The 16,188-nt window shown below is 39.7% G+C and carries 16 protein-coding genes; 3 read left to right on the top strand and 13 right to left on the bottom strand.

Features of this window, described 5'->3' with window-relative positions:
* Positions 1-26: 26 nt before the first annotated feature.
* The 10 genes from CLMAG_RS12685 to CLMAG_RS12640 all read right to left on the bottom strand — a co-directional run bounded on the left by CLMAG_RS12685 (position 27) and on the right by CLMAG_RS12640 (position 10,832).
* Positions 27-2,393: a virulence-associated E family protein gene (locus tag CLMAG_RS12685; RefSeq protein ID WP_066622599.1), complete on the bottom strand. Its 2,367-nt coding sequence runs from the start codon at positions 2,391-2,393 to the stop codon at positions 27-29.
* The gene (locus tag CLMAG_RS12680) at positions 2,390-2,824 is read right to left on the bottom strand and encodes a DUF7768 domain-containing protein (RefSeq protein WP_066622596.1); all 435 of its coding nucleotides are present in this window, start codon (positions 2,822-2,824) and stop codon (positions 2,390-2,392) included. Before CLMAG_RS12680 ends, CLMAG_RS12685 begins: the two co-directional genes overlap by 4 nt.
* The gene (locus CLMAG_RS12675) at positions 2,824-3,576 is read right to left on the bottom strand and encodes a phage antirepressor KilAC domain-containing protein (RefSeq protein ID WP_066622595.1); all 753 of its coding nucleotides are present in this window, start codon (positions 3,574-3,576) and stop codon (positions 2,824-2,826) included. Before CLMAG_RS12675 ends, CLMAG_RS12680 begins: the two co-directional genes overlap by 1 nt.
* Before the next feature lie 92 nt (positions 3,577-3,668).
* Positions 3,669-5,609, bottom strand: coding sequence for a DNA polymerase (locus CLMAG_RS12670; protein ID WP_066622594.1), 1,941 nt, complete (start codon positions 5,607-5,609; stop codon positions 3,669-3,671).
* An 82-nt stretch (positions 5,610-5,691) separates the two neighbouring features.
* Positions 5,692-6,240: a DUF2815 family protein gene (locus CLMAG_RS12665; RefSeq protein WP_066622593.1), complete on the bottom strand. Its 549-nt coding sequence runs from the start codon at positions 6,238-6,240 to the stop codon at positions 5,692-5,694.
* A complete protein-coding gene (locus tag CLMAG_RS12660) occupies positions 6,233-7,381 on the bottom strand; it encodes a DUF2800 domain-containing protein (protein ID WP_066622584.1) in 1,149 nt (382 codons plus the stop codon). The genes CLMAG_RS12665 and CLMAG_RS12660 overlap by 8 nt, the downstream gene beginning before the upstream one ends.
* The gene (locus CLMAG_RS12655; RefSeq protein WP_066622582.1) at positions 7,374-7,715 is read right to left on the bottom strand and encodes an rRNA biogenesis protein rrp5; all 342 of its coding nucleotides are present in this window, start codon (positions 7,713-7,715) and stop codon (positions 7,374-7,376) included. Before CLMAG_RS12655 ends, CLMAG_RS12660 begins: the two co-directional genes overlap by 8 nt.
* On the bottom strand, positions 7,708-7,908 hold the full coding sequence (locus CLMAG_RS12650) for a hypothetical protein (RefSeq protein WP_066622580.1): 201 nt from the start codon (positions 7,906-7,908) through the stop codon (positions 7,708-7,710). The genes CLMAG_RS12655 and CLMAG_RS12650 overlap by 8 nt, the downstream gene beginning before the upstream one ends.
* 46 nt (positions 7,909-7,954) lie before the next feature.
* Positions 7,955-8,488, bottom strand: coding sequence for a sigma-70 RNA polymerase sigma factor region 4 domain-containing protein (locus tag CLMAG_RS12645; RefSeq protein WP_066622572.1), 534 nt, complete (start codon positions 8,486-8,488; stop codon positions 7,955-7,957).
* Positions 8,489-8,963: 475 nt separating this feature from the next.
* Positions 8,964-10,832, bottom strand: a complete 1,869-nt coding sequence (locus tag CLMAG_RS12640; protein WP_066622570.1) for an ImmA/IrrE family metallo-endopeptidase — start codon at positions 10,830-10,832, stop codon at positions 8,964-8,966.
* A 273-nt stretch (positions 10,833-11,105) separates the two neighbouring features.
* On the opposite strand from CLMAG_RS12640, the gene CLMAG_RS12635 reads away from it, so the two are divergent.
* Genes CLMAG_RS12635 through CLMAG_RS12625 form a run of 3 tightly spaced genes read left to right on the top strand, consistent with a single transcriptional unit; the run spans position 11,106 to position 13,124 of the window.
* Positions 11,106-11,309: a helix-turn-helix domain-containing protein gene (locus CLMAG_RS12635; protein WP_066622569.1), complete on the top strand. Its 204-nt coding sequence runs from the start codon at positions 11,106-11,108 to the stop codon at positions 11,307-11,309.
* 38 nt (positions 11,310-11,347) lie between these two features.
* Entirely contained in the window at positions 11,348-12,316 is a 969-nt protein-coding gene (dcm, locus tag CLMAG_RS12630; RefSeq protein ID WP_066622568.1) for a DNA (cytosine-5-)-methyltransferase, read from the top strand.
* A gap of 13 nt (positions 12,317-12,329) precedes the next feature.
* Entirely contained in the window at positions 12,330-13,124 is a 795-nt protein-coding gene (locus CLMAG_RS12625; protein ID WP_066622567.1) for a PDDEXK family nuclease, read from the top strand.
* Here CLMAG_RS12625 and CLMAG_RS12620 read toward each other — a convergent pair.
* The 3 genes from CLMAG_RS12620 to CLMAG_RS12610 form a co-directional block, all read right to left on the bottom strand.
* Positions 13,105-13,413, bottom strand: a complete 309-nt coding sequence (locus tag CLMAG_RS12620) for a hypothetical protein (RefSeq protein WP_066622566.1) — start codon at positions 13,411-13,413, stop codon at positions 13,105-13,107. The two genes, CLMAG_RS12625 and CLMAG_RS12620, sit on opposite strands and share 20 nt — an antisense overlap.
* The gene (locus tag CLMAG_RS12615; RefSeq protein WP_066622565.1) at positions 13,379-14,395 is read right to left on the bottom strand and encodes a DNA cytosine methyltransferase; all 1,017 of its coding nucleotides are present in this window, start codon (positions 14,393-14,395) and stop codon (positions 13,379-13,381) included. The genes CLMAG_RS12620 and CLMAG_RS12615 overlap by 35 nt, the downstream gene beginning before the upstream one ends.
* 902 nt (positions 14,396-15,297) lie before the next feature.
* On the bottom strand, positions 15,298-15,870 hold the full coding sequence (locus tag CLMAG_RS12610; protein WP_066622564.1) for a hypothetical protein: 573 nt from the start codon (positions 15,868-15,870) through the stop codon (positions 15,298-15,300).
* Positions 15,871-16,188 lie beyond the last annotated feature (318 nt).

The following is a 16,188-nucleotide window of genomic DNA, read 5'->3' as shown; positions in this document are numbered from 1 at the left end:
AGTTTTGGAACAAAGTATGGAACAACTTACCCTTGTTCCTCGCTTCGGGAATAAGCTCGCTGCTTTCCATAGATAGGAAAGTGGCTTGTTCCGTTCTTGTTCCCGGTGTACTTGTTCCATTCACTGATCTTTCTCATAATGGCACCGATAGCATAGGAATCAGATGTTCTCATAGAGGATGCATCCTTACCGAAACACTCACACCAAATCTCCATATTGCAGACAAGGGTTCTTATTACCGTCCCAACACGGGCACCACCGCCAAATTCGCTACCGCCGAGAAAATTTCTACGCTCGTACAAAGACATGGATTCCCAGTCATCTGGCAACAACGTGTCCAGATAAGTTCTAACCAAACCTTCTCGCTCATCGGTTTCCATTGCATCTGCCTGTTCCCCGGTTGCAAGGGATACATCATCGCCTTCAAGGTAGAGTCTTTCGCCCTTCTCATGAAGCACAAGTGTCTCTGCCCAAATCTGCTGCACTTCATCTTTAGTAATTTGCCAGGCTTTCTTCTTGCCGTTACCACTTATCCGCACAGGCCAGAACCTGCGGTTTCCCGTAATATCACGAAGGAAACCACTCTCTGCATTGGTAGAACCTACAATTACACACTGACGGGGATGGCTTTCTACGTTGACACCGTAGCTTGCTCTGTACTTATCATCTGAACGGGAGATAAAGGACTTTACAACCTCCACATCGGTCTTACGCATTCCGGCAAGTTCGCCAAGTTCCAGCAACCAATAGCCTTGCAGCTTTTCAGGACCGGCTTTGTCTTTCATGTCCGTAATAGTCAAACTATCTGAAAACCAATCCCCAGCGAGTTTTGCAAAGAAGGTTGACTTACCAATGCCCTGTGGACCATTTAATATAAGGACACTGTCAAACTTTGTACCCGGTCTAAAAATACGTGCTACCGACGCAACCATCGTTTTGCGAATGACTGCTTTGGTATAGGAGTTATCCGTTGCTCCGAAATAATCAATCAGAAGATTTTCCACACGGCTTATACCATCCCATTCCGGCAGCGAGTTCAGATACTCTTGGATTGGATGGTAGGCTCTTTCTGAAGCTACCGCTAACACGGCATCCTTGGTCTTGGTCGGAGAATACAGTCCATACACACTGCTTAAGTACACCTTCAAAAGTGCATTGTCCGAGTCATTCCAACCACCCTTAATCTGATCCCAAGGCAGACCGCCTTTGGCATCAATACCGTCACGGTGGCAGTTGAAGGCAATGTGCTGCAAATCTTCATCGTGCCGCAGAATGAGTACAATGTTATCCAGTGTGTCCTTCACATGGCCTTGCTTATCTAGTACCAAAGCAGTCTGCCAATCATCACCGCCAAACTCATCCTCAGCCTGTTCCTGTCTTTCCTTAGCAAACTCCGCTTTCACGGCTTCATCCTTTATAGCAAACTCACACATTGCTACATAAGACGGCATCTTACCTGGAGCCGTAGCCCTCGACACCTTATCATCTAGGGAACCGAATTTATGGATACGCACAAGGTCAAAGGCATTGAGGAGCAGACCGCTTGCAGGGTCGGTGGCATGATGGCTATATGTGAACTTATCATCATAAGTAATTACACCCGCACTGCTGTCAGCCGGGATATAGTCATAGCGCCCTTCCATTGCGGATGGGGAATAAACAGCACCTAAGAATTTCTCAATTGCCTCACGAATCGTGTAGGTACGGCAGAACGTTCCTACTACACCTTCCTTGGAAAGCGGATCTGCCTGTTCTTTCAGATTCCGATTAATGATCTCTGATTGCCGAGAAGATGCAGGCCAAGTACTGGTATCATGCCAGTTTTCATATTTAGAAAGATAAACATCCGGGTCAAGAAGAGTACCATCGGTTTCTTCATAGACAAATACACCGTTTGAGGATGTGGACGGCCAATACATAAGGCGATGAGCCTCATAGGTCGTATCATCGAAAAGGTCAATACCAATTTCCTTTGCCACCATACGGCCAACGGCCGCATACTCTTCTTCGCTAATTTCACGGGCAAGGGGAATGATCAGACGGAGCCTCGGCTGTTCCGGAGTGTGCTTATGTGTAGAGTAGACACAACATTTGGAATCAAAAAGCATGGTAATCTGATCCCAGATATCAGCTGTACCATAATCCATATCAAGAGACAGTAAAGAACGGCATAAAACATTGCCTTTCTTTCTCCTACCTTCTTTCAGATGCCCTCCGACAAAGCCACCCACGTCTTTGATATCATCCTGTTGACCTCTTATTAATTTGCGATATTCTTCCACCGTTTCCGTGGTACGTTGCGTGGTCTTCACACGGGAACAGAAAGCCTCCCATGAGATGTCACTGTTTTTCCACTTTCTATCCATTCGACTGTTGCCGACTGCAATTTTCATAAGTCTTCGACCTCCTCATACCCTGCGTTGAAATATCTGACCGTCTGCCTGCGTTTCTTGGCTTTTTCAATCTCCGTGGTCATACCGTTTGAGATGGAATTACCAAGCACCCATACCTCAGAGCATTTGCCCATCAGCACGATATCCATAAATAAGGCAAGTTCCCGTTCCTTTGGGTTTGCATCATCCATAAACTGCGGAAACATAAGGTGGGGAGCAATAGGGATACAGTTTTGCCCCAAGGCAAATCTGCAGAACGCACGAGCCTTTTTCACATTTTCATCCACATCCCCGGAATATGGGGAGCAGATATACACAAGAGGCTTGAAGGCAGATTTCTTTTCTGCCTTCTCCTCTCTGATAATATTGGACAGTGCTTCATGGGGAGTCGGGTCATAATAACCTTCTGAATTGTATTTGTTGATTCCCATCACAAAGCCTCCATTTCAATCTTAGGCAAGATACCGTCTGCCTTCATCAACTCGTAAATGAAGAGTCTGCCTTTTTGGGTCCAGTAGGTATGAACCTTTGTGTGTTGTTCACCGTTACTGCCCAGGTAGCTGTGTGTCTTGGTGCTGGTATAACCCTTTTCAGCATGCTTCTGATATAGAAGCCAGATGTCTCCTTGCTTAAATTGAATTCCCTTTTCATGAAGATAACGGTTCATCCAGATAGCAGACTTGCCATAGTCCTTGGCAATTGCCGATGTAGAAATAAGGTCTTTGCAATTTAGCACCACATCGTAATAAGATACCTTCGGTTTCATTTCTGTAATTTGTTGGTTCTGAACGGCAATCGTACCCTCAAGCAATTTATTTTGATGTCTTACTTGAGTTAGCTTCTGGTTAGCAAACTGTAATGCCCTCGCCATAATTGCCTCTGGGGAATTCCAAGCCTTCTCAATTTCAAGAAAGTATTGGCGGCACTGCTTTCCTTTTGGAGTACGCTGAATCATGCATAACTCTTTTGCCATGTCGATGGTAAGCTGATGATCCATGCTCGGTCTGCCACCGGTACTTTCGCTCAAAAATGAGCTAAAGTCTGTACCTTCCACAAATCCATACTCACACATTCTTGGAAACCAGTCTTTATACGCTGTTTTTACTTCCAAGACCTCATGTAAATCACGACCAAGCACTGTGGGGCGGTCATTTTCATATTTAATTCTTACTAATTCGTCCATACGAATTACCTCCTGTAATATAGTCAGAGAGGAAACCCCTCTACCTAATAGCCATAGGAGGTAATGAAAGTTGAGGATTTTCAAAAATGAATTTAATCTTTTTTATAAAACTGACACTCATAGCCATCGGCACTAAGTAACAGCCCTTTTGCCCAGGTTGGTGTTCTAGCCATCTGTTCACAGACTGCAGAAAGCGACATCCTCATATCGGTCTCGATGATAATTTCATCGTGTACATGAGCTACAATGAAACAATTCTTTAAAGTCTGCATGGCATAACATAAAATGTCACGGCTGATTGCCTGAACAATATTCTCTACAAACTTGGGACCATAGCTTTCGATTCTTTCCCATTTCTTCATACCGCCGACACCCTCGTAAGTAACCGACTCACCGCCGAAAATATTCTCTCCCATACGAGGTTTCACATAGGAAAGCTGTCTACCGGAAAGAAGGGTAATAAAGAGCATTCCACTTTGATAGGTGAATTTAATACCGTGTGTTTCTGTAGGAGTTTTTTGCTTAACACAGGTTTTTACGGCACGGTCGACATCCCACCAGAGTTCTGTGATATTGGGATTGGTCTGTCTCCAAGCCGTTACAAGAGGCTGAAGTTCATCTTCTTCAATTCCCATCTCCAAAGCACCCATTGATTTTAATGCTCCAACAGATCCACCGTAGCCAAGGGCAAGTTCTGAAATTTTTCCTTTCTGACGGAGATGCCCGTTCACGCCGTGTTTTTCTACGGGTACATGGAACATCTGGGAAGCACTGGCACAGTAAATGTCACCGCCGTTTTGGAATACTTCCATTCTCCATTTTTCGCCTGCAAGCCAAGCAATGACACGAGCCTCAATTGCCGAAAAGTCCGCAACAATAAACTTCTTACCATCACGGGGAATAAAGGCAGTACGGATAAGTTCCGATAGCACCTCTGGTATAGAATCATATAGGAATGTAAGTGCATCAAAGTTTCCGCTTCGAACTAAGTCACGAGCCTGTTCTAAATCAGGCATATGGTTTTGAGGGAGATTTTGTAATTGAATCAGTCTGCCGGAAAATCTGCCTGTTCTATTAGCTCCGTAAAATTGAAACATTCCTCTGGCACGACCGTCATGACATACCGCATTCTCCATCGCTGTATATTTTTTGACCGAGGACTTGGCAAGCTGCTGACGAAGTTCCAACACTTCACTTAGCGGTTCGGGAGCTGTCTTTAACATTTCGACAACCGCTTTTTTCCCAAGGGTATCTGTTTCCATCCCGTTATCAGCAAGCCAACCTTTCATCTGCTGCACCGAATTTGGATTCTCTAGATTGGTCATATCTTGCATAAGAGCAGTCAGCTTTTCACGAGAATTTTCATCGATTGCAACAGCTTGTTTCACAAATGTCATATCAATGGAAATACCACGGTCATTGATTTCTTGGTCGAGACGATACTCCTCCCAGACATTCTCCGGCATAGGGAATTTACTCAGTCTCTGCTTTATCGCCATCTCGGTTTCCACATCGCGGAGGTTATATGCTTTGAAACACTCCCATTTATCCGTATCGTGTTCTGGCAGATTACGATTACGACCTCCGTTTGATTTCGTAGGAGAACAAGGTGTACAGAAATATCTGATGAGATCTTTGCCTCCCGTTAGCTTTTGTTTTTCCAATCCTAAAACAGTACCGACTCCCTCAAGGGAAAGAGGAAGTCCCATATATGCCGACCATATCATGGAACATTTCCAAGATGCGGGGTCAAGATATTCTCCAAGAGGAAGGTTAAGCCATTTTGATAAACAAACACGTTCAAACATTGCATTGAAGGCCCATTTGGTAACAGAATCGTCTATAAGAGCATCGATAATTTCATCAGGGACTTCCTCGCCACAGGCAAGGTCAACCACCTGCGCTTCGCCACCATCTACCGAATAGCCAAATAATGAAATTTCAAAATCACGGCTTTCAGCATAACGGTAAACCCCAGACTTCTGAAGATTTTCACTTGAAAATGTTTCTATATCAATAGAAATAGATTTCATTTATTAAATACCATCCTTTCCAATGCAAACAAGGTGGCAGAGGAACATCCTCCGCCACCTCGCCCGATTAGTTATTCTACTGCTATGCCAAGAAATCATCATCTGCAACAGTGTTGAAATCATCTACAGCATTGGTTCTGTTACCCAAAGACTCGCCATCCTTAATCTTCTGTATATTGCCGAGTCCGCAGGCTACACCCTTGTTGCCATTAGAGTTAAAAGCATAGAAATTTAAGGATACTCTTGCATAGCAACCGCTGTATACCTCGTTACGGTCAAGGATAGGTCTGACTGCTTTGTCTACAATCTGAGGTGCAGTATTGCTGTTGGCATTTACAAAATAATGCCCCTTGTAAGCCTCATCGTCACGTTCTACATCACCATCACGAAGTGGAATCTTGATGGAAGCCTTATTCGGTTTCTTACCGCCAAACTTTGCAATACCTTCTTCGATAGCTGCATCTATTGCAACGTTGATTGCATTAATGGTTTCCTTATCTGTCTTGGGAATCAACACCGATACGCTGTACTTTTCCGCTCCACCATTGATGGATACTGGTTCCCAACCGTGGAAGTAACTGAGACGGGTGTTTACGCTTGTAATTACCTTAGTGCTATTCTGATTATTCATAATCTTTTTCCTCCAATATTTCGTTAAATTCGTTATATACGTTTGATACATTCATAGCCAGACGCTTATCCGATGTTGGAACCAGAGTCGGCTTGCCCGACGGTTTATAAATGAGGCCACCGAGAATTTCCTGGAATTTTGTCTTGCCCATCAGCTTCTGCATTTCCGTGAGGGTAATGAGGCTCTGACGGAAGATATCCTTGTAGCCATTTGCCTTGGCTGCTTCTGCAACAGCATCTTCATCCTTATATTTGCGGACAGATCGGCCCTCGACTACCTTAAACCCGTGCCACTCCTTACCATGATTGATAGTGGCATCCGTGGCATAAGCTATGATTTCATTTGCCCACTTTGTAAGGTCAGATAGTTTGGACAGAACTCCCTCAATTTCGTAGTCCGTAAGTAGTGGTGGCATCTTAAACTCTGACTCTGCCAGTTTCAGCTTTTCTTCCGCCCTTGCACGGCATTTTACCGCTGCTCGGCAGAAGGTACACCACTCTCCAGGGAGATATTCACCATCACCGTCATATGCTTTCTGCGCCTTCGGTTTCAGCTCGTTTTCTGCCCAATCATTTAATTCATCTACCGAGATAGTCCACGTACTGACATTCTCCCTGCGTGGTTGGAAGATGGTCATGGAAACCTCCTCGATGTCATACAGACTATCGTAGATTTCCAAAGCACCAAGGGAATATAATTTCATCTGCGGATTTTCCACCACATCCACTAACACACCCATTCCATACTTGAAATCGATGATATGAAGTTTTTTATCCGCAATGATGATGCAGTCACCGGTTCCAAAGCCCTGTGGTACATAGCAGGAAAAATCTAGGCGCTGTTCGATAAGTACCAATGGGTCCTTACAGCTTTGCTTTGCCGCTTCAAGCTGCTCCATTATGAATTGAACATAAGCATCGCTGTGTTCTTCCATCTCATCGGTGTTATAATCCGAAACAGGACGCTTGCTCCTCATGTGAAGTGCTTTGCGAAGTTTATGCTCACAAAGAGCATGGGCGGCAGTGCCTTCGGCTGCTGCATTGGATTCCTTATTTTCAAACTCCAGTTCCAATCGTGCAGATGGAAGACAGTGCAACCACCTATGCGACCCGGATGCAGAAAGCACTGCGTGATTACTCATTGCTAAGTACCTCCGCATCTTTCAAGATGTCTACGTAATTCTCCGGGGCAATTTCGCTCAGTTTAGAACCACCGTATTTTTTGATGATTTCTCTCACTTCAGCGGTAAGTCCGGCTTGACTCTTTTCTGCAAGTTTTGCTCTTACTTCCTCCAGAGTGATTTCCTTCATCTTGGGTTTTTCTGATTTCTTCGGCACCGGCTCTTTTTTAGCTGTGGTTGGTACTGCTGTTTCGGTAGGTTCATTTTCCATCATCACATCTGCAACCGCCTGCAAGCTGTCTGCCAAAGAACGAATATCAGAAACCACATCAAGGAGCAACTTGATTTTACTCATGGCTTTTTCCTCCTTCCTGAGTCTCGCAGATGGCAAGTTCCTGTACGGTATCACCTGGAACAAGGATGGTCAGTTTCTGAATATCCCCAAGGAAGAAACGAAGGAAACGCTCCCTTATGGTGACATTGCGACAGGATACAATCCCGCCAGACTGCGGATGTTTTGAAACACTGATTCGCAAATTATGTTTCATGTTGTTCACCTCTTTCTGAGAGCGTTTATTTGCTGCCCTCTACCTTTTAGCCTTGGGAAGAGGGGAAAGTTGAGGATTTCGGAAAAACTTTTTTGAAATTCTTAATTGCTGTTTCCATACGGTGTGAAATGGCACTGACTGAGACACCTTCACGCTTTGCATAATCTGTTACAGAAACTCCATCCATGACGATAGCTATCAGTAGCTCTGCCTGTTTTTCCTTGAGAGCCTTACGAATAATTTCACAGACATATTCATACTCTGCCTGTTTCTCCCAGGTCTCTTCATCTGAGTTGTCAGGAAAAGAATCCATTGCATCGGATTTATCCTCAGCCTCATCGTCTTTGCGGAACTTTTTCTTTGGTTCACCGTAGTGGCGGTTGAATTTATGCCAGTTGTTGTACTCAGGTTTGTTGAAACGCTCCTCCATAATCTCTTGCACAGAACGGCGAGCCACAGTTTCCTTGTCTTCGGCAGATGAGAGGCGCTCTTCATAATCTGAGTCAATCATTACGGTGCAGTCCTTGTCCGGTACCTCCAGATAGGTGGGTTTGTTGTCGTACAGAATTCTAATCCTCATTTTTTGCGTCCTTTCCGCCGGACTGCATTGGCGGCAAAGGATACACACAAAAAGGTCTGTGCTTTGAAGTACACAGACCCTTTTATCCTGAAAATGAGCGCAACAAGGGAAGGTACTTCTATTGCAACGCCACAGTCCTTGCGGACTTGAGCGAAACAATATGTATCCTTTGCCTTATTGCAAATCAGGCATTTTGATATTTTTTTATAGACGAGGAGCGGTCGTATTTTCTACTTACAAAGAACTTGTCCTCCGTCTATTTTTATTGTAAGTTAAAAAAGGACAGCCTGGTCGGACACCTCATGTCCGTTATAATTGAGGTTAGAAAGATGCCTTTTTCGTATAAAAACATACAAAACAACAAAAAAAGAGCCATACACAAACCCCTTAATAGGATTCATGTATGGCTCATATAGATTTTCAGATGCAAAAAGCGGACATCCCGTGTCCGCTTCTCAAAAAGTATTTTTAATTTTTATAATGCCTCTGCACCGTGTTCTTGTAAAAAGGCTCTGATTTCGTCCATCGACTTTGTATAAAGGTGAGTCAATACAAAATTATACCAAAGATGACTCTGATTGCTGAAGCTCAATGAGAACGGTGATTTATCAATAATGTGCTTACTGATTTCAGGAGGCAGATGAAGTCCTAGACAAATCAAAATTATGGAATTAATTGACCCTTGGTTTTCTCCGTTGACAATGCGACTTACCGTTTTTGAACTCAGCATTGTTCTTTTTTCTATTTCTACAAAGGTAACATTCTTCCAGTTAAATACCATTTGAAGGGACTTTGTAAAACTTGTTGGAAGTTCATTGTAGACTCGCATTTCGTCCGCCAATGTATCAGCCAGTATTTTGGCTTTCCTTTCTGGAGTTGCATACTCAAAACCATTACAATATTTTATGTCGAAATCAATATCCGATGCCTTGTCACGATTGAGAAAACACTCACTATGGTATCTTTCCTTGCAACCAGACTTGACCGATAAATCGAAAACCAAACAGCACTCTTCCATATTGTTTCGTGCAAAATTGGTTAATATGGTAACTCCATTCTCATCCTGCGTTAAATACCTCGGATGATTTAAAACGAAGTGAGAATCAACATATTGATAGCTACCATCTCTTATCAGAGCACTCATTGCAGGGTTGGTTATGCTTTGGATCGCAGCATCCTGCGCTCCAATCGAAAATGTCTGATTTCTTTGCAAGGTACCCTTTTTAGATTTATGCGGCTTGACATAGCGACCGTCTATATATGTAAAGGTTCCGATAGCTTCCTCAAATCCGGCATCAATCATCCGGATTTTTGCTGAGGCACGAGATACAGTAAAGAACGTCGCCAAGGCATCAATAACTGGCTCCATTATATCTATAAGTTCAAACGTTCCAAGTTCTGCACGAAACTGCTTGATAAATTCAAACGCTTTGGTCTTGAACGTTGAAAGTGGCATTTGAATCCTTGGTGCGAGAGCATTTGCCTGCCATTCCATCCAGTCAGTCGCATCCCTGCTATTGTCTTTAATACCGCCGACTACTTGACACTTGATTCGTGTGGCACTACTGTTATATAGCCGCTCCAGCTCAAATGCTTTTCTGTGTTGATCCCAATGAACGCACTCGTGCACAATGGTATTGTTGACTGAGCCGAGATTACGAAGGAAGTATGCTTTTGGGTCCACAAAAATAGTACGTGCATCCACATGGGCCTGGACCATTTCATCGCTGTCTTCATCATAAAATTCAGTATCACAGTCATGAAAATATATCTGTCCGAAGACAGAAAAATCCTTAGTTATTTCTCGCATTTGTATTTCGAGACCCATTTTCTCTGCAAGCTTCTGTGGCTCTACTGCCATCGGTGTTTGCAATGCTTCAGGATAATTCCTTCGAAGGATATCTGTAGCAACAGATTCTAATTGTTCTCTATTAATGATAGGAACCAGAGAGTCTGACATAGGCTTTGGCTGCCTATTTTTGCTAGTATATTCAGTTACACTGGAGATTGTAAAGTCATCTAAATTGCAATCCAAATTACCGGAACATTTCAGCATAAACCATTGCTTGCACGTTTCCGATTCATCGTAGTGATAATCCGACTCCCTGGCTTCCAGTTCAGCTTCTACCGCAACATCAAATTCTATTTTCATATCCGGCAAGTCATTAATAGATATAAATTTTACATCTATATCTGACAATTCTATGCCACCGATTGTTCGAACTCTGTATAGCCGTAAGTCTAGATTATCGTAGTTATCTGCAGTATAGCTTTGTATGGCAGCAAACAACTCATTATAAAATCTATCTGCCACATAATCTTTAAATGAACGATTGCCTGCCATAATAACCCCTCCAATAAGTAGCGTAATAAATCATATTATGCTTTTTTAAAGTATCTTGCGTTTTTCATTTAACCCCTTGGATAATATTGTAACATCCAAAGAAAGAACTTTCAATCAATTCAACAGAATATTCTTGCTATCGCATGATTTTTCATTCATTAAGCATTGTTTTTTACATTTTGAGATGTTATACTTTAAAAAGTGCACTTTAAAAAGTGGTCTTTATCTAAGCCACTTCACTTGTTTTAATGTAAAAGTTGAGAGGTGAAATCAATGTCCATAAGTTATAAAAAATTATGGAAATTACTTATTGACAAAGATATGAAAAAGAAGGATTTACAGATTGCCGCTGGAATAAGCTCTTCTTCCATTACTAAAATGTCAAAAAATGAAAATATAAGTACCGAAACGTTAACTAAAGTTTGCAAGGCACTTGACTGTGATATTTCTGATATTGTTGAAATGATAAAAGACTGATATTGAGCAAATATCTTTAAATACATCGGGGGGTAATAATGAAGATAAATACATTTTTCGACTTTTGCTCTGGTATAGGAGCCGGAAGGCTAGGCTTAGAGCAGAGTGGATTAAAATGTGTCGGTTATTCCGATACAAGTAGACTATCGGTTGAAACATACAAACAGATGTTTAACACTGAAAATGAAAAGAACTTTGGGAATTTAAAAAAAATTAAATGTGAAGCCCTGCCATCATTTGATCTTTTAATTGCGGGTTTTCCCTGCCAATCATTCTCTGTCATAGGTAGAAAAGCAGGTTTTGATGATGATAGAGGACAAATAATTTTCCATCTTATAAAAATTCTTAATGAAACTCGCCCAAAATGCTTCATATTAGAAAACGTACGTGGGCTTGTGAGCCATGATAAAGGTACAACTATAAAAAAAATTATGAGTGAGTATGATGATATCGGATACTCAGTTGTTTACAAGGTACTAACCAGCCTTGATTATGGAGTCCCTCAAATGCGGCAACGAGTATATTTCATTGGATTTGATAAGAAATCCAATCTATCTGCTGATGGCTTCGAGTGGCCAACAGTTGAACCTGTTCTTGATTTAGAAAACTATTTAATTGATTCAAACAATGATATATCAGAGATTAATCTTGAAAAATTTACATACTACCTAAAAAATCCAACAAATCAAGGAAAACATGTACCAACCGATTTCCTGGATGAAGAAAAACTTATAATTGACACAAGAATGTCCGATTTAAGGTTATACCGTGGAAAGGTGCCAACATTACGCTCGCAGAGAGACGGCATTTTTTACATAAAAAATCATTCAATTAAGGAACTAACAGGTTTTGAAGCACTACTTTTACAAGGTTTTCCTGTTGAATACGCAGAAAAGGTAAAAGACAGTGTTACAAATAGACACTTACTTATGCAGGCTGGAAATGCGATGACAGTTAATGTCATTAAAAAATTAGGTGATTGCATCATCAATCATCTTGAAAAATAGGAGGATAATTATTATGTCATCAATATGGGAAGATTTTGAAATTGACTGTACCGAATACTTAAATAGAAAATTCGGTGAATATGCAAGCTTTAAACATGAAGGTGGATCTGATTCTACCGTTCCAGACATTAAAGTAAAAACTAAATCTGGCAGTACTTTTTACATTGATGCAAAACACTCTCCAGCACAATGCGGTCAGTTTGTTTTGCTTCCGGATATTGCATCCGGCACATTCAATTATAGTCAGCAAAATTCCAATCGAATCAATGCTTACGCAGTAAAAATCATGGAACATATGAATGCTCAATTTGACGAGTTTAAAGAGGCTGGAACAGCCGGCAAAGAAATAATAATGAATAATGGCTCTGACATATTTACAAACTGGATTATTGATACCTATAGAAACAAGGGAACCCGCTATTTTATAACAAATAACTATACTATTTTACCTATTGAGAGATTTAGTGAGTACTTCTATGTTACTGCTAAATATAGAATTAAACGCAGCGGATCTAGTGATTGTGGGAAAAGTAATATATCCAATGTTCTAAGCTACATTAGATCCCATAACTATGTTATTAAAAGTACAAGAGAAGAAGGTGGTAAACTTTTTGTAGCTTCAACTCAATCTCTTCATAATCAGCGTTTTATATTACGTGGATATGAGTATATGTTCTCTTTGCGTGATTCCGAATATGAAATTAGAAAGCTTTCTAACACTTTTAATGCAAATGTAATTTTTTCAATTAATTTAAAAAATACTAAAAAAGGAATAGACTCAAATGAGTTCACACAGGCTTTGAAGTAAGCCCTTCCTCAAGGAACTGTTTGTACTTATTTAGTGCATGCTTAAATGTACTAAACTGGTATTTTCCTATTGGTAAATCAACATTTTTATATTTCTTCATGTTGTCATTTATCCCTTTGTTTTGAAAAAGCGAAAACAAATATTGATATTTATCACTGCGATATTGCTCATCAATATCGCAGTTTTCTATTGCCCTCTCAAAACGTTTCAATCTTGATACAAAATCACTTTGTATCTTCTTCGGCACATCATTTTCAGATAGCCATTGTCTGAATTCCATCTCGTTCATTTGCTGCTCCCTCCATGGCACTTCCTATCTCTTGACCAATCAGTTGCAAAACATCAATAACTACAGAATTACCAAATTGCTTATATGCTTGATTTGAACTTTTACAAATTTTATAGCTATCAGGATATCCCATTATTCTTGCACATTCTCTGGGATGTAGTTTTCTGGTCTTTCCATTAATTAGGTATCCACCAGTCTTAGCAAATATTCCTCCTCCGTAAGCCGAAAGCGTAATTGCTATCCCTTTTGTACTGTATATTCTTTCACCTTGACCACCTTTGTTTACTATACCTAGTCTAATTGGTTTGTTACTGTACTGATTATCTTCAACCCCATTAAAATAAGTATCTGGACGTTCTATGTATAAATCCTTTACCTGATTTTCATCCTCTAATAAAAAATCTTCAACGTGCCTTTTTAATGGGAATGACTTTGGAAAACTGAAATCTTCAATGTTTATGTCATTTCTAAAACAAACCATGTAGATACGTTCTCTCTTTTGAGGAATTCCATAGTTAACAGCATTCAAAACTTTCTGATGAAATCTATACCCCAATTCCTCCATTATGGCTTTCACAACCGAAACAGTTTTACCATCGTCATGAGAAGCAAAATTCTTAACATTTTCCATAAAAACAATCTTTGGCTTCTTAGCTTTTATAATTCTTGCTACATCGAAGAATAACGTACCTCTACTGTCGTCAAATCCACGCTGTTTTCCACTTATTGAGAAAGCCTGACACGGAAATCCAGCACATAAAATATCATGTTCTGGAATAGAATTTTCATCTACTTGTGTGATGTCCCCTTCTGGAATATCTCCAAAATTATCTGCATAAACTTCTCGTACGGGTTCATCCCATTCATTTGAATATACACATTTAGCACCCAGTGATTCCAATGCAATTCTAAAACCACCTAATCCAGCAAATAAATCAATAAATGTAAAATCAGTAAGTGACTTTTTCTTTATATCAATCATAAGTAATCTCCTTTTTAAAGTTTAAGTATTCCTCATTATTATAGCGCAATGCGCTATAATAATCAAGCACTTCATCTCTATATCACTAAGTTTTTTCTCAATCAAAATCTGTATTTCTTGTTCCTATATTATACATCTATCCTATCTCCACAACCCTAAGAAATTATCCATTCTATCTCCTCGACCCTACGCACATTTTTACAGTGGATTTGTTTCCTCAAAACATAAAAATAAGGATTTCTGAGGTTAAAAGGTACTGCCGAATAACAGGCAGAATATCTTCCAATCTCGGAAACCCTTTATTTATCAGTGTTTTGAGTAGTCCTTATTTCTAAACCCTTGACATCAAGACAACACACTCAACGTGCTTCGTCACTGGAAACATATCCTACAATGAAGATGCGACAACGTGAGTTGAAAGAACTATCGCTAGTCCCTTTTCAATTAAGCTTCCATTTATTAAAATATGTTTAAAATATATAGGCTTCAAGCCTTCCTTATTTCCCTAACTCTGGAGAATATTTATTTTCATAGTATTAAATCCCCCAAATTTCCACCTGTTTTCGCTTTTAAGAGACTCCATGGCTTTGTCATTCAGTTCAATAGGAATACAAATTCCTAATAAACGAACCACTTCAAGCTGATCTCCTACCTTTACTTCAACAATACTTCCATTAATAACTTTTTCTACAGTTCATCCTTTATTATCCTAAATTTAATTCAATATTTAGGAACCTTTTTCTGACTACATCAATTGCCTATTATTAACTTAATAGGTATAAACGCTTTAGTCTACTTATATAAATTTTTCTTTTTCAGATTTTACTTCAAATAAATCTTGATGCATTATCTTATCGAACACACAATAGCCTTAACACAGCACTATCGTTATTTGTTTACCACTAAATTTTTTCGGCCTTTTTAATTGCTTCGAATAGTCTGCTTAAATTGATTCTCAACAAATCTGTATCTATAATCGGTCCAGAGTAAAAATGTTCATTATGAAAAGCAACAACAAAATCATAATAACATTTTATTACTTCACCATTACATGCACTTTTTACTGCATTATAAAAACCACTATTTATAAACTCTTCAATGTTTGAATTAGCTTTATTCCAGTATTCTATATACTTTTTGTGTCGCTCTATTTTATATTCTAATAATTCATTTGTTCTCTCATCATCATTCAAATACTTTTCTAAAATAGAAAGTCTTCCTTCTACAGTCACAGATCCACCTAACAAATTATCTTCTTCATCCAAATAATCAGATTGCGTCATAATACTGTCATAGCTTGGTAGTGACTTTTTTAACGCGTCATGATATGGTCTAATTGATTTTATACTTTGCTGTTTTATTTGCTTATTGTTCATCCTTATAGCTATTAATATAGATATTACTGTAGCAACAGCTCCAATCATAGATCCTATAAAAGATAACCAACCATCTGACGAAATTTTATTAATATCCATAATATCTCCTATACTTTCTATAGATTTCAATTTACAAAATTACTATTTACATTGACGATACTTCATAAATAAAATGTTTATATACTTTAACTTTCTGTTATTATCAGAATGACAACAGCACACGTCCAATTATATGAATAATGTGAAGTTCAACTGTACGCAAAAAACTCATATTACCTATGATTCAACCTGCAAACAATATTGCTAATATCTGCAATATAAATTATTAACTAGTTAAACTTTAATTTGTAAATATGTTTCTTTAACTTACGTTATATGCTAGTTGTTCCAATAACTATCAAATACTAAACTATTTAA

It is taken from the genome of Clostridium magnum DSM 2767 (genome assembly GCF_001623875.1).
GTDB lineage: Bacteria > Bacillota > Clostridia > Clostridiales > Clostridiaceae > Clostridium_AM > Clostridium_AM magnum.
The sequence above is the reverse complement of the archived record's forward strand: the minus strand, read 5'-3'. Positions and strand labels throughout refer to the sequence as shown.

What these genes read in the sequence shown, in the direction of transcription:
- CLMAG_RS12665 (WP_066622593.1), bottom strand. Translation starts at nt 6,240, where the DNA reads ATGAATAATCAGAATAGCACTAAGGTAATTACAAGCGTAAACACCCGT.
- CLMAG_RS12645 (WP_066622572.1), bottom strand. Translation starts at nt 8,488, where the DNA reads ATGAGGATTAGAATTCTGTACGACAACAAACCCACCTATCTGGAGGTA.
- CLMAG_RS12640 (WP_066622570.1), bottom strand. Translation starts at nt 10,832, where the DNA reads ATGGCAGGCAATCGTTCATTTAAAGATTATGTGGCAGATAGATTTTAT.
- CLMAG_RS12620 (WP_066622566.1), bottom strand. Translation starts at nt 13,413, where the DNA reads ATGAACGAGATGGAATTCAGACAATGGCTATCTGAAAATGATGTGCCG.
- CLMAG_RS12650 (WP_066622580.1), bottom strand. Translation starts at nt 7,908, where the DNA reads ATGAAACATAATTTGCGAATCAGTGTTTCAAAACATCCGCAGTCTGGC.
- CLMAG_RS12610 (WP_066622564.1), bottom strand. Translation starts at nt 15,870, where the DNA reads ATGGATATTAATAAAATTTCGTCAGATGGTTGGTTATCTTTTATAGGA.
- CLMAG_RS12615 (WP_066622565.1), bottom strand. Translation starts at nt 14,395, where the DNA reads ATGATTGATATAAAGAAAAAGTCACTTACTGATTTTACATTTATTGAT.
- CLMAG_RS12675 (WP_066622595.1), bottom strand. Translation starts at nt 3,576, where the DNA reads ATGGACGAATTAGTAAGAATTAAATATGAAAATGACCGCCCCACAGTG.
- CLMAG_RS12670 (WP_066622594.1), bottom strand. Translation starts at nt 5,609, where the DNA reads ATGAAATCTATTTCTATTGATATAGAAACATTTTCAAGTGAAAATCTT.
- CLMAG_RS12635 (WP_066622569.1), top strand. Translation starts at nt 11,106, where the DNA reads ATGTCCATAAGTTATAAAAAATTATGGAAATTACTTATTGACAAAGAT.
- CLMAG_RS12655 (WP_066622582.1), bottom strand. Translation starts at nt 7,715, where the DNA reads ATGAGTAAAATCAAGTTGCTCCTTGATGTGGTTTCTGATATTCGTTCT.
- CLMAG_RS12660 (WP_066622584.1), bottom strand. Translation starts at nt 7,381, where the DNA reads ATGAGTAATCACGCAGTGCTTTCTGCATCCGGGTCGCATAGGTGGTTG.
- dcm (WP_066622568.1), top strand. Translation starts at nt 11,348, where the DNA reads ATGAAGATAAATACATTTTTCGACTTTTGCTCTGGTATAGGAGCCGGA.
- CLMAG_RS12685 (WP_066622599.1), bottom strand. Translation starts at nt 2,393, where the DNA reads ATGAAAATTGCAGTCGGCAACAGTCGAATGGATAGAAAGTGGAAAAAC.
- CLMAG_RS12625 (WP_066622567.1), top strand. Translation starts at nt 12,330, where the DNA reads ATGTCATCAATATGGGAAGATTTTGAAATTGACTGTACCGAATACTTA.
- CLMAG_RS12680 (WP_066622596.1), bottom strand. Translation starts at nt 2,824, where the DNA reads ATGGGAATCAACAAATACAATTCAGAAGGTTATTATGACCCGACTCCC.